This window comes from Janthinobacterium aestuarii (assembly GCF_051380835.1).
Lineage (GTDB): Bacteria > Pseudomonadota > Gammaproteobacteria > Burkholderiales > Burkholderiaceae_D > Janthinobacterium > Janthinobacterium aestuarii.
Genome location: NZ_JBNYXU010000003.1, coordinates 178,427 through 190,878 on the forward strand (window position 1 = coordinate 178,427; position 12,452 = coordinate 190,878).

Annotated in this window: 14 protein-coding genes; 9 read left to right on the forward strand and 5 right to left on the reverse strand. The window is 63.2% G+C overall.

Annotation, left to right across the window (positions count from 1 at the left end; genetic code table 11):
- Positions 1–73 precede the first annotated feature (73 nt).
- Positions 74–907 (reverse strand): class I SAM-dependent methyltransferase, encoded by an 834-nt coding sequence (locus ACQ4WO_RS10340; RefSeq protein ID WP_436481315.1) that lies wholly within the window; start codon positions 905–907, stop codon positions 74–76.
- A 133-nt stretch (positions 908–1,040) separates the two neighbouring features.
- On the opposite strand from ACQ4WO_RS10340, the gene ACQ4WO_RS10345 reads away from it, so the two are divergent.
- Entirely contained in the window at positions 1,041–1,439 is a 399-nt protein-coding gene (locus tag ACQ4WO_RS10345; protein WP_436481316.1) for a barstar family protein, read from the forward strand.
- Here the strand turns inward: ACQ4WO_RS10345 and ACQ4WO_RS10350 are convergent.
- Positions 1,427–1,642: a hypothetical protein gene (locus tag ACQ4WO_RS10350; protein ID WP_436481317.1), complete on the reverse strand. Its 216-nt coding sequence runs from the start codon at positions 1,640–1,642 to the stop codon at positions 1,427–1,429. The genes ACQ4WO_RS10345 and ACQ4WO_RS10350 overlap by 13 nt on opposite strands.
- Positions 1,643–1,883: 241 nt before the next feature.
- Between ACQ4WO_RS10350 and ACQ4WO_RS10355 the strand changes: the two genes are divergently transcribed.
- Positions 1,884–4,310 (forward strand): DNA internalization-related competence protein ComEC/Rec2, encoded by a 2,427-nt coding sequence (locus ACQ4WO_RS10355; RefSeq protein WP_436481318.1) that lies wholly within the window; start codon positions 1,884–1,886, stop codon positions 4,308–4,310.
- Positions 4,311–4,457: 147 nt separating this feature from the next.
- Positions 4,458–4,901 carry a hypothetical protein gene (locus tag ACQ4WO_RS10360; protein WP_436481319.1) on the forward strand — a complete coding sequence of 148 codons (444 nt, stop codon included), beginning with the start codon at positions 4,458–4,460 and terminating at the stop codon, positions 4,899–4,901.
- A 21-nt stretch (positions 4,902–4,922) separates the two neighbouring features.
- Here ACQ4WO_RS10360 and ACQ4WO_RS10365 read toward each other — a convergent pair whose 3' ends face one another.
- The gene (locus ACQ4WO_RS10365) at positions 4,923–5,846 is read right to left on the reverse strand and encodes a LysR family transcriptional regulator (RefSeq protein WP_436481320.1); all 924 of its coding nucleotides are present in this window, start codon (positions 5,844–5,846) and stop codon (positions 4,923–4,925) included.
- A gap of 149 nt (positions 5,847–5,995) precedes the next feature.
- Between ACQ4WO_RS10365 and ACQ4WO_RS10370 the strand changes: the two genes are divergently transcribed.
- The 5 genes from ACQ4WO_RS10370 (at position 5,996) to ACQ4WO_RS10390 (ending at position 9,505) form a co-directional block, all read left to right on the forward strand.
- The gene (locus ACQ4WO_RS10370) at positions 5,996–6,757 is read left to right on the forward strand and encodes a sulfite exporter TauE/SafE family protein (RefSeq protein ID WP_034756294.1); all 762 of its coding nucleotides are present in this window, start codon (positions 5,996–5,998) and stop codon (positions 6,755–6,757) included.
- Between the two features lie 21 nt (positions 6,758–6,778).
- Positions 6,779–7,474, forward strand: coding sequence for an HAD family hydrolase (locus ACQ4WO_RS10375; protein WP_436481321.1), 696 nt, complete (start codon positions 6,779–6,781; stop codon positions 7,472–7,474).
- Between the two features lie 58 nt (positions 7,475–7,532).
- On the forward strand, positions 7,533–8,333 hold the full coding sequence (locus ACQ4WO_RS10380; RefSeq protein ID WP_436481322.1) for an alpha/beta fold hydrolase: 801 nt from the start codon (positions 7,533–7,535) through the stop codon (positions 8,331–8,333).
- A gap of 133 nt (positions 8,334–8,466) precedes the next feature.
- Entirely contained in the window at positions 8,467–9,036 is a 570-nt protein-coding gene (dcd, locus tag ACQ4WO_RS10385) for a dCTP deaminase (protein WP_034755486.1), read from the forward strand.
- Positions 9,037–9,172: 136 nt separating this feature from the next.
- Positions 9,173–9,505: a FlxA-like family protein gene (locus tag ACQ4WO_RS10390; RefSeq protein ID WP_436481323.1), complete on the forward strand. Its 333-nt coding sequence runs from the start codon at positions 9,173–9,175 to the stop codon at positions 9,503–9,505.
- 39 nt (positions 9,506–9,544) lie between these two features.
- On the opposite strand, the gene ACQ4WO_RS10395 is transcribed toward ACQ4WO_RS10390, so the two are convergent.
- Positions 9,545–11,017 (reverse strand): sensor histidine kinase, encoded by a 1,473-nt coding sequence (locus tag ACQ4WO_RS10395; RefSeq protein WP_436481324.1) that lies wholly within the window; start codon positions 11,015–11,017, stop codon positions 9,545–9,547.
- A 2-nt stretch (positions 11,018–11,019) separates the two neighbouring features.
- Positions 11,020–11,709: a response regulator transcription factor gene (locus ACQ4WO_RS10400; protein ID WP_436481325.1), complete on the reverse strand. Its 690-nt coding sequence runs from the start codon at positions 11,707–11,709 to the stop codon at positions 11,020–11,022.
- Positions 11,710–11,902: 193 nt separating this feature from the next.
- Here ACQ4WO_RS10400 and ACQ4WO_RS10405 point away from each other — a divergent pair, with 193 nt between their 5' ends.
- Complete coding sequence (locus ACQ4WO_RS10405; RefSeq protein ID WP_436481326.1) at positions 11,903–12,331, forward strand: Spy/CpxP family protein refolding chaperone; 429 nt, start codon at positions 11,903–11,905, stop codon at positions 12,329–12,331.
- Positions 12,332–12,452: the final 121 nt, after the last annotated feature.

Genomic DNA, 12,452 nt, shown 5'->3' on the forward strand with positions numbered 1-12,452 from the left:
TGTTGAAGTAAGCGAGGCCGATTATACCGTCGATGGCGGTGGCCGGTGGTGGCCGGCCCCGGTAGCTGCATGTTCAGGAGGCCCGGGCCCGCACCAGGCGCAATCCCCATCCTGTGGCGACCTTGCCATCGCCGCCTTGCAGCGGCGCCACGGCGTCCAGGAACGCGCTGCGCAGGCGCTGTCTGGCGCCGTCGTCCAGGCGGTCGATATCATAAGTGTCCAGCAGGGCCGTCCACAGTTCGCCCGGCGTGGGCGTCCATGGTACGTTGATGTCGTCGAATTCAACATCTGCGAAACTGCCATCGAGCAGCTCGCGCCAGCCCGCTTCGGAGCCCGTGCGCCGGTCGCCAAAGCGCAGCGGCGGCAGCTCGGTGCTGGCGATTGGCTTGAACACGCGCATGAAAACGTCGTTGACTTCTCCCAGCAGGAAAGTCCTGCCGACGATGGCGGCAAACCGGCCATCGGAACGCAGCACGCGGTGCATTTCGCGCACGACTTGTTCGATGTCGTCCATCAGCATCAGCGCCATGTGCGACACGAGATAATCGACGCTGGCCGATGGCAGGTCCAGCGCCTGGCCGCGGCCATGCAGCAGCCGCACGGACGGGGGCAGGGCGGCGCGCGCGGCGGCCAGTTCACTCTGGCTCATGTCGACGCCGAGCAGTTGCAGCCGGGGCTGCCGCCTGGCTGCCAGCAAACCCAGCAGATGACCGTCGCCGCAGGCCAGGTCGAGTAAGGTCAAGGGCGTGTCCACGGCCGGTACCAGGCTCGTCAACACTTCGTAGGACGAGGCGTAGGTAGCTGATGCCGCATGTGCCGGCAGGTGCGCAAACGCGGCGGGCGTCACACCGACCTGGCGTTGATGGAAGTCCTGCAGATACATCTCGGCGGTTGAAATCGCGTTCATGTAGCGTTCGATATGGGAAGGGCGGACGCCCCAGGGCGTGGACAGGCATGCTAGCATGGAAACGTTGAGAAATGGATTGCGGTGCTTCAGCCTGGCTGGCGTCGCTTGCGATAGGGAGGCTGGGAAAGTAATAATGTTGAGTCGCCAAGGTTTTTTCGCTGTCGATGCGGCAACTGCCGAGAAGGTCATTCTCGATGCGCAAGCGCAGGGCATGCGTGTTTTTCACCTTGCCGGGAAAATGTCGTCCAGGGATGCTTTCTTTGATGGCGTACGCGATACGCTTCCTCTCGATCCGCCATTACAAAGTAATGCAAGCTGGGATGCGCTTGACGATTCCGTATGGTCGGGTCTGGATGGATTGGACGAGAATGGCATCGTGATCGTTTGGCGCGATTCCAGCGACATGGAGGCACAAGCCCCGGAAGATTTTTCCATCGCCTTTTCTATCCTGAATGAATTGCCTGGCATGCTAGCCGATGTTGTATCCACGGTGAATCATCCCAAGAAATTAGTGGTGCTTCAGGTGATGTGATCGGCATATGACGCTGACTTGCCGTGCATGCGCAATGCCGCTTGTTCAGGCGCCTGCAGGGTTAAAGAAAAATACAACTGGAAGTCAGCGAGGGCAATGATCAGGTTGCAATTCCTTAGGATTGACGGTTCTTTATGTTGATGGCGCATGTGAGCCGTTGAATACGGAATCTGCACTTCTTCAATATTTTCATTGATTAACAAGAAAAAACGGTTTGACGATGGCGCTATGGTGAACCTTGCGTGCTGGCTTATGTCTTTCTACCAGCCGCCGGTCGATTTGCCGCGCAGATAGCGTGCCATGGCAGCGATGAGAGAAGCGTGGTATTGATTGAGCTATTCCGCTTTTCCCTGCGCCGTATCAAACCTGTCGCCCGCATGTTCGCGCGCATTCATGTAGCGCCGTTTATATTGGTGAGCTTGAGTCGCGCCGCTTCGGCCTGTCATGCGCACCTTCCTACTCGGCTTTTCCGCTGGCGCTTTCTGGCTGCAGATGCAGGCGGCACTGCCGGCGCATGCCGGTGCGGCGCTGCTACTGGCCAGCCTTTTGTTCATGATGCTCGGTTATGTCACGCGCGGCTGGCATACAGGCTTGCGCCTTGCGATGCGATGCCTGTTCGGGCTGGTGTTTGGCTACCTTTGGGCCGCGTTCCTGGCGCACGCGGCCCTCTCATCCGAGCTGGCATTGAAAGATGAAGGCCAGGACATCACCGTGACGGGAACCATCGCCAGCCTGCCCTACCGCTTCGAGCAGGGCGTGCGCTTCAACTTTGCCGTGGAAAAGGCTGCTGGGGCGAAGGTGCCGCCCTTGATCGCCCTGTCGTGGTACGCGGGTTTTCGCGATGCCGTGACGAACGCCGTGGGCGACGTGCAGCCGGGCGAACGCTGGCGCCTCACGGTGCGGCTGCAGCGTCCGCACGGCAATGCGAATCCCATGGGTTTCGATTACGAGGCGTGGCTGCTGGAGCAGGGGGTGCGCGCCACCGGTTATGTACGGCCGCAGCCGCGCGCGGACACGCCGAACGTGCGCCTGGCTGCCTTCGTGCCCGGCTTCGGCAACGTGGTGGAGGCCAGCCGCGCGGCGCTGCGCGCACGCATCGCCCGCAGCCTGGAAGGCAAGCAGTATGCGGGCGTGATCGTGGCGCTGGTGGTGGGCGATCAGCGTGCCATTCCCCAGTCTGACTGGCAAGTGTTCAACCGCACGGGCGTCAGCCATCTGATTTCGATTTCCGGCTTGCACATCACCATGATCGCGGGACTGTTCGCCCTGGGCGCGGGCGCATTGTGGCGCCGCTCATTCTTTACCGACTGGCAGCTGCCCTTGCGGCTGCCGGTGCAAAAAGTGGCGGCGCTGGCCGGCGCGTTGGCCGCGTTCCTGTACGTGTTGCTGGCCGGCTTCGGCGTGCCCGCGCAGCGCACCTTGTATATGTTGCTGGTGGTGGCGCTGGCCCTGTGGCTGGGGCGTGTCACCAGCATCGTTCACGTGCTGTGCCTGGCGCTGGGCGCCGTCGTGCTGCTCGACCCGTGGGCCGTGCTGTGGCCCGGCTTCTGGCTGTCGTTCGGCGCCGTCGCCACCATGCTGTACGCGACGGCGGGCCGCACCACGGCGCCGATGCCGTTGCAGGCGGGACGCTGGCGTCGCCTGCGCGCGGCCGTGGCGCTGGGCGCGCACACGCAGTATGTGGTGACGGTGGGGCTGGTGCCGTTGACGATGCTGCTGTTCTCGCAAGTGTCGCTGGTTTCTCCCGTGGCCAATGCACTGGCCATTCCCGTCATCAGCCTGGTCGTCACGCCTTTGTCGCTGACGGGCAGCCTGCTGCCTGCGCCCCTGTCCGATGGGCTGTTGCTGCTGGCGCATGCCATCGTGCAGATGTTGGCGCAGATGCTGGAATGGCTGGGTGCGCGCCGTTTTGCCGTGTGGACGGCGCCCGCGCCGCCAATGTGGAGTTTTTGCTGGGCCTTGTTTGGGACGGCCTGGCTGCTGGCGCCTCGCGGATGGCCGCACCGCTGGGCCGGCATGCTGGGCTGGCTGCCGCTGCTGACGGCCTTGCCATCGAGCCCGCCGCCGGGCCAATTGTGGGTGACGGCCTTCGACGTGGGGCAGGGCATGGCAGTGCTGGTGGAAACCCATGGCCACCGTCTGCTGTACGACACGGGACCCGCCTACAGCCTCGATTCCGATGGCGCCAGCAGGGTCATCGTGCCTTACTTGCGGGCGCGCGGCATCGCCAAGCTGGACGGCGTGATCATTTCCCACAGCGACCTCGATCACGCGGGCGGCGCCATGTCCCTGCTGGAGAACGTGCAGGTGGGCTGGCTGGCCTCGTCGCTGTTCGATGGCCATCCGGCCGTCGAGTTCCAGCGGGAATCGCACCAGCCTTATCTGCACTGCACGGCGGGCCAGAGCTGGACGTGGGAAGGCGTGCACTTCGCCATGCTGCACCCATTGCCCGCCAGCCACACGGACATTGCACTGAAGCCGAACGCCCGCAGCTGCACCGTGAAAATCACGGCTGGCAAGCACTCGATCCTGTTGGCCGGCGATATCGAAGCGGCACAGGAGGCGCAATTGCTGGCCCGTTCTGCGGAGGGCGAACTGGCGGCCGACGTGCTGCTGGCGCCGCATCACGGCAGCGGCACGTCATCCACGCAGGCTTTCCTGAATGCCGTCCATCCGGCCCTTGCGATTTTCCAGGTGGGACACAGGAATCGCTACAAACATCCGAAGGCGCAAGTGTACGCGCGCTATGGCGACATGGGCATTACCCGGCTGCGCACCGATGTGACGGGGGCGGTGGTGCTGGAATTCGGGAGCAATATCGATGTGACGCAGTATCGGGCCAGCCGGCCGCGCTACTGGCATGGACGCTAGCGGACGCCGCTGCATTAATGGTATAAATCTGTCATGGGTTGGCAGCCCCGGTGCTGCCTGGAATATGCTGAAAGGGTGGAGATGGGCTGGTTCAGTTGGAAGAAAAAGGCGTCCCTGCCGGAGATCAGCTTCGAGTAGCGGATCCGTTTGCAAAGTAAGCAGGCAAGGTCCCGTCAGTTTGATTTGCAGGGAGGGCAAGCTGATGCCGTTCGCCTGCGGCACCCGTATTTGTTTCATGTGACGGACCTGCCAACTGCCGAGGCAATCGTGCAACACTGCCTGCTGCAAGGCGTTTATGACTATGTGACGCTGTCGCAGGAGTTGCGAGGCGCGGCGCAACAGGCGGAAAGAAAAGGCTGTGCGCTGATTTTTCGCTTTCAGGGATCCGCCGTTGTCGGGCCGGCGCCGCCAGCGAAAGCGAAGGAGGTGGCTTACCACGATGTCGGTTCTGAAGGCTATGTGGAAACCTTTATCGCGCATGGAACGGAAGCGCTGCTGGAGCTCATCGCGATATCGTTTCGCGGCGAGGCGCCTATCTATGATGTGGCGTGGGTCCTGGACAAGCCTGTTTTTGTTCGTATACAGCCATAGCCGCCATTCATCGGCGCAGTGTCAGCTGTGCCGCTCGTCCGGTATCTCCAGCCCCCGCTGCCGCACATATTCGAGAAACAGTCGCGCCCCCTTGGCCATGCGCGAGGTACCGTAGACCGCATGGATGCTGGGATCGAGCTCCTTCGACGAGGTCAGCCGGTACGCCGTGCAAACCCGGCGCAGGGTGCCGGCGGCCACGGCGGGTTCCGCCAGCCAGCTGGCAAGGCGCACGATGCCGGCGCCTTCCAGGGCGGCCTGGAAAGTGGCGATGCCGGACGTGAAGCGGAAACGCGGCTGCACCTGGTAGCGCACGTTGCGTTCGCCGGAGACGAAATGCCAGTCGCGCAGGATGCGGGGGGCCGAGTGCATGATGATATCGTGGCCGGCCAGCTCCTCCGGTTCCTCGGGTGCGCCCATGCGTTCTATATAGTCGGGCGAGGCGTACATGTAGCGGCGGTAATTCCACAGTGGGTAGCCGATCAGCTCGCTCGACTGGGGGAAGGCGCCGCGGATGGCAAAGTCGAGCTTTTCCTGGATGGGATCGATCGATTTGTCCGAGAAGTGGATGTCCACGGACACGTTCGGATAGTCGCGCGAAAATTGCGCCACCACTTTCGGCAAGAAGCCCAAGGACAGGATCTCCGGCGCCGAGAGGCGCACCCAGCCTTGCGGCGAGTTGCTCAGCTCGGCCAGTTGGTCTTCCGCTTCGGCCTGCGTTTCCAGCAAGTGCTTGGCCGATGCGTAATACGTTTCGCCAGCCGTCGTCAGGGTGAACTGCTTTTGCGTGCGCAGGATCAGCTCGGCGCCGATCGCGTCTTCGAGGAACTGGATGGCGCGCGTGACGGCCGATGGCGAGCGCCCCAGCATGCGCGCCGCGTGGATGAAGCTGCGCTTTTCGACCACGGTGCAGAAGGCGCGGATCTCCCACATCAGTTTCATCGACATCGTGACTCCCGGCAAAAGAGGCCAGTAGACCGCATGGGGCGCATTCCGTCAAGCGTTACGCCTGATTGCGTTTTCCGCAATTTGAAGTTGCATCGGAAAAAATCCACGGCGCCTATACTGCCGCTGTCGATCATTCCATATTGCCTATCATGCTGACCATCTCGCTGCTGTGTTTATTTGCCTTCTTTGCCGGCCTCATCGATGCCGCCGTGGGCGGAGGCGGGTTGATACAGCTGCCGGCCCTGTTCAACCTGATGCCGAACATGGCCTCGACGTCCTTGCTGGGCACGAATAAACTGGCGTCCGCCTGCGGCACCACGTTTGCCGCCCGCTCGTTTGTCGGCAAGGTACATATCCCCTGGCTGCTGGTGCTGCCGGCCGTGGCCAGCGCCTTCGTCATGTCCTTCATCGGCGCGGCCGCCGTGTCCTACGTGCCGCAACAGGTGGTGCGCCCCATGGTGCTGGTGCTGATCATCATCATGGCCATCTACACCTTCATCAAGAAGGATTTCGGCACGACCCGCGAAGCGCGTCCCATCGGTCCGCGCGAACGCATCCTCGCCATCGTCATCGGCGGCGCCATCGGTTTTTATGACGGCCTGTTCGGGCCGGGCACGGGCAGCTTTTTGATTTTCCTGTTCATCCGCGTCTTCGGTTTCGATTTCATCCTTGCATCGGCCTGCTCGAAACTGGTGAATATCGCCACCAACGTGGCCGCGCTGGCCTTCTTCATTCCCGCCGGCCACGTGGTGTATGCCGTGGCCGCACCGATGGCCGTATGCAATATCCTGGGCGCGCTGACGGGCACCTGGATCGCCGTGCGCCGTGGCGCTGCCTTCGTGCGCATCCTCTTCCTCGTGCTGCTGGTGCTGCTGATCGTCAAGTTGTCCTACGACATCTTCTTCAAGTAAGTTTTTGAACGACAACAAGCCATGAAAACCATCCAGGGCGTGCTGTGGGACAACGATGGCGTGCTGGTCGATACCGAACAGCTGTTTTACGAAAGCAACCGCGACTTGCTCTTGCCCTACGGCATAGACCTGACGCCGAAGCAATTCTTTGACTGGTTTCTGGACAATAACTACGGCGCCTGGCATGTGCTGCTGGGGCTGGGCCACGAGATCGAACTGGTCGAGCGCCTGCGGGCCGAGCGCACGGTGCTGTTTGCCGAACGCTTGCGCCAGGCGCGCCGGCTGGCCATGCCCGGCATCGGGCAAATACTGGCGGCGCTGCGTCCGCACGTGGCCATGGGCGTGGTTACCAGCGCCTACGAACAGCATTTCCGGATCAGCCATGCGGCCACAGGCTTGTTGCAGCACTTCGACTTCGTGCTGACGCGTGAAATGTATGGCGAGAGCAAGCCGGCGCCCGACGGCTACCAGCTGGGCTTGCAGCGCCTGGGCCTGGCTGCCGCCGACTGCGTGGCCGTGGAAGACTCGCCGCGCGGCCTGCGCGCCGCCAATGCGGCTGGGCTCGAGTGCATCATTGTGCGCAATCACATGAACCGCGAGCATGCATTTGATGGGGCTTTTTGCGTGGTGGATTCAAATGCCGAGCTGGGCGAAGTGCTGGCCTCGTTCGTGCCCGGCATGGCGCCAGTGCGCCCGCAATTAGAGGTCTTCCTCTGATCCGTCTTGCCGGCATGCCATTACAATTGCCTATCGCATTCACCGGCACCGCCCCACGATGACCCACCCGCAACTGCACTTTGCCCACGCCAACAGTTATCCTGCCGGCACCTATCGCAAGCTGTTCGGCTTGCTGGGCCAGCACTACACCGTGCAGGCGCTCGACATGCATGCGCACGACCCCGCATACCCGGTCAGCACGGGCTGGCCCGAGCTGGTGCGCGAGTATATCGACGAGCTCGAGCGCCGCTACAGCGCGCCCGTGATCCTCGTCGGCCATTCTCTCGGTGGCATGCTCAGCGTGATGGTGGCCAAGCAGCGGCCCGACCTCGTGCGCTGCGTGGTCTTGCTCGATTCGCCCGTGGTGGCGGGCTGGCGCGCCTTGCTGGTGCGGCTGGCGCGCAACACGGCGCTGGGCGAGCGCTTCTCTCCATCGCGTTTTTCCGCCAGGCGGCGCAAGCTGTGGCCCGACGCGCAAGCCGCGTATGAACATTTTGCCGCCAAGGATATGTTCGCCATCTGGGCGCCAAACGTGTTGCGCGACTACATCGACAGCGGCCTGGTGCCACATCCGGAAGGGGTGCAGCTGCGCTTTACGCGTGAAGTGGAAACGGACGTCTACCGCAGCCTGCCGCACCATATTGGCGGCCTCGTCAAGGACGGCTTTCCAGTCCCCATCGGCTTTATCGGCGGCACGGAATCGGTGGAATGCCGCCAGGCGGGCTTGAAGGCCACGCGCAAGCTGGTCGGCAAGTTTTTCCGCCAGGTGCCGGGCGGCCATCTGTTTCCCATGGAAAACCCCGAGCTGACGGCGCAAGTGGTGCGCGAAATGATCACGGCATTGCTGGCGAAACAATAGAATATCGCCGAGGATTTTCAGGCGATGGGGGCCAACAGCGGCGGATTTTCGCGTAAAATCCTGCCATCCGGGCCGCGCCTGCACCAGGCGTGCGGTCCCAGCCATTCCGATATTCTAGAAAGATACTGCTGCGATGACGATTAAAAGCGATAAATGGATACGCCGCATGGCGGAAACAACGGGCATGATCGAGCCGTTCGAACCAGGCCAGGTCAAGGAACGCGACGGCAACCGCATCGTGTCCTACGGCACGTCCAGCTATGGCTATGACATCCGCTGCGCCGACGAGTTCAAGTTGTTTACCAACATCAACACGACCATCGTCGATCCCAAGGATTTTGACGCGAATAACTTCGTCGACGTGTCGGGCAAGGGCTATTGCATCATCCCGCCGAACTCGTTCGCGCTGGCCCGTACCGTGGAATACTTCCGCATTCCCCGCAACGTGCTGACGATTTGCCTGGGCAAGAGCACCTATGCGCGCTGCGGCATCATCGTCAACGTCACCCCGTTCGAACCGGAATGGGAAGGCTATGTGACCCTGGAGTTTTCCAACACGACCCCGTTGCCGGCGAAAATCTACGCCAACGAAGGCGTGGCGCAAGTGCTGTTCTTCGAGTCCGATGAAGTGTGCGAAACGTCGTACAAGGACCGCGGCGGCAAATACCAGGGCCAGGTTGGCGTGACATTGCCGAAGACCTGATTGCGGTGCAGGCGGGGCGCCAGCCGTCCCGTTCTTGGCTGTCCCCACTTGTCTTTACCTGCCTTTACATCCACCGCCCTAGATCCGCGCTCCATGCCTGCCGTTAAACTTGGTATTGAAACACTGAGGAGACAGTATGGTAGCGGCAATTGGTTCAGTCGGCGCGGCCAGTAGCGCCAGTACGGGCAGCGGTTCGCAGATCGCGGCGCTGCAAAAGCAGATCACGGCGGCGCAAAAGCAGTTGACGGAATCGCAGAAGGGCGAGCAGACGGACGCGTCGCAAAAGCTGCAGCAGCAGCTGGCGCAGCAAATCCAGGCCTTGCAGGCGCAGATTGCTCAGTTGCAAGCGGCGGCCGCGCAACAGGCGGCGCAACAAGACTCTCAGGCGGCCAGCAGCGCCGAGACGGCGGCCAGCCCGGCCAGGTCAAGCGCGTCGACCCTGGGCAGCATCATCGATACGCAGGCGTAACAACACATCCACAAATAAGACGCCAGGCTCGCCGATAGCTCAGCCTGGCGTTTTGACGGGCAGCAGCATTTCCACGCACAAGCCGCCACCACTGCGCAAGCTGGCTCCGATGCGGCCGCCATGGGCGCTGATGACGTGCTGGGCGATGGCCAGGCCCAGGCCGTGGCCATCCGTGCTGTGTTGGGTATTGCTGGCGCGAAAGAATGGTTCAAAAATGCGGGCCAGGTCGGCGCTGGCGACGCCGGGGCCCCGGTCCAGCACGGCGATGCGCAGCCAGTCCGTCTGGCGCGACAGCTCCACGTTCACCGTGCCGCCATCGGGGCTGTGCTTGATGGCATTGCGCACCACGTTTTCCACGGCGCGCGCCAGCAGTTCCGGCTGGCCCGTGATGCTGGCGTCGGCAGTAGCCGCGTCGCCCGCCAGGGCGATGCCCAGCTGGCGCGCCCTGGCTTCATAGCGGGCGTCGTCCACGATGTCGTGCACGAGGTCGGCGATGCCGACGTCTTCGCTGTGCGCTTGCCCGGCTCCCGCCTCCAGCCGCGACAGGGTCAGCAGTTCGCCGATCAGCTTATCCATGCGTTCGCTTTCGCGTTCGATGCGCTGCATCGAGGCGGCCATCTTTTCCGGCTGCTGGTGCGCCAGGCCGATGGCGGCCTGCAAGCGCGCCAGCGGCGAGCGCAGCTCGTGCGAGACGTCATGCAGCAAGCGCGTCTGGCTATCCATGAGGTTGCGCAAGCGGCCCGTCATGCGGTCGAAATCGCGGCCCAGGTCCGTCAATTCATCGCCGCGCTTGCCGCTGGCCTGAAAGCGCGGCGCCAGGTTGCCGTGCGAGGCGGCCTCGAATGCCTGACGCAGGTCGCGGATGGGGCGTGCAAAATACCAGGCCAGCAGAAAGGCGAACAGCAGGCTGGCGGCGATGGCGGCGCCCAGGGGAATGAAGTTGCGGTAGGGCGTGTCCATGCGCGGCGGCGGGCCGCGGCCGAATTCGCCACGTGGCGGAGGGGCGCCCGCTTCGTGGGGCCGTGGAGCGGGTCCCATGGCGCGCGGGCCGCGCATGGCGACGGCGTTCAGCGTGTCGCGCGCGGCGCCCGCCTCGGCATTGCGAAAGCGCTCGGACGAGGGCAGGAACAGCAGGTAGCGCTTGCCGTCGCTGCCGGCCGCGTCGCGCACGACGGGATGGACCTGGCTTTGCTCCAGCATGGCGCGCGCCTTGGCCAGCATGGCGGGGTGCACGGCGCGGCCCATCAATTCTTGTCCTTTGGCATCGACGGCGAACACGCGCATGCGCTCTAGCTTGCCCAGGAATTGCCGCAAGGCCTGGCTGCCGCCCGCTTCCAGGGTGGCGCTGGCGGCCTCGATGATCATTTGCGCGGGCGGACTGGTGTCGATGTCGAGGGCCCGTTCCTGCTGCGCAGCCCGGTTTTTCAGCCAAAAAGTGCCGCCGATGCCGATGGTGGCCGTCACTTGCGCCAGCATGATGCACAGAAAAAACTTCCAGAACAAACGGCCCACGCTTACTCCTTGATCAGCTGGTAGCCGAGGCGGTATACGGTTTGCAGGCAGGAGCGGCCGTCGGCCAGGCTGCCGAGCTTGCGGCGCAGGCTGCTCAAGTGCACGTCGATATTGCGGTCGAAGCGGGCCATCGGCCGTCCCAGGCCCAGTTCCGACAATTGATTCTTGCTCACGGGTTTGCCCGCATGGCGCACCAGCACTTCCAGCAAGTTGAATTCCGTGCTCGTCAGCTCCAGATGCGCGCCGGCCCAGGAAACGCGGCGCTGTTCGGGCCACATCGTCAGTTGCCCCACGGTCAGCGGCGCCAGGCCCGACGCGTCGTGCGGCGCCGCTTGCGCGCGGCGCAGGATGGCGCGGATGCGGGCCGTCAGCTCGCGCGGCGTGCATGGTTTTGTCACGTAATCGTCGGCGCCCAGCTCCAGGCCCACGATGCGGTCCGTGTCGTCGCCGCGCGCCGTCAGCATCAAGATGGGCAGGTTGCTGCCGGCGCGGATGCGGCGCAGGGTTTCCAGTCCACTCATGCGCGGCATCATGACATCGAGGATGGCGATCGCGTACAGGCCCGTCAGCGCTTCGGCTGCACCGCTTTCGCCGTCATGCACGGTGCGGGCGTCGAAACCTTCCTGCGTCAGGTATTCCTGGAACATGCCGACCAGTTCCACGTCGTCATCGATTAACAAAACCTTGCTCATGCCTGTGCTTTTTTCGGGTGAATATCGTCCGATGATAGCAGTCAACAGGCGCTGTTCAGCGCGGTTTTACCCGCTTTTACACACGTTCGCTTACATTTCCGGCCTTTCCTTTACACGCTTTTACGCGGCCCTGACGTTGCTTTACACGCCAGACGCCGACAATCAGGGCTGACCGTCACGAAAGGAAATCCCGATGAAATACCTGAGCATCATTCTATCCCTGTTGCTGCTGTCCGCCTGCAGCATGCCCTTGCTGGCGCTGGCCCAGCCAGGGCCGCCGCCCGGCTTGCCGCCGTTTTTGCACGGCATCGAGTTGAACGAAGCGCAGCAGGACAAGATTTTCGCCGCCACCTATGCCCAGGCGCCCTTGCTGCGAGAACAGGAAAAGATCGCCTTCAAGGCCCATGCGCAGCTGCGCGAGCTGGCCGCATCCAGCGCCTACGACGATGCGAAAGCCGGCGCGCTGGCGAACACGGCGGCGCAAGCCATGGCGAAGATCAGCTTGCTGCAGGCGCGCCTCGAGCAGCAATTGCTGGCCGTGCTGACGCCGGAACAGCGCCAGCAGGCGCAGCAGCTGCACGACGGCCGCCAGAGCCCGCGCCACCTTGAGCGCCCCGAGTAAGCGGCCGGCGCGAGCCCAGGGAGAGTCAGCATGCGCATCCAGGCGCTCTCGCGACGGGCCACGCAGGTTTTGTACCTGTGTGCCAGCCTCAGTCCCGCCTTGGCGGGCTTGCCCCACTTGA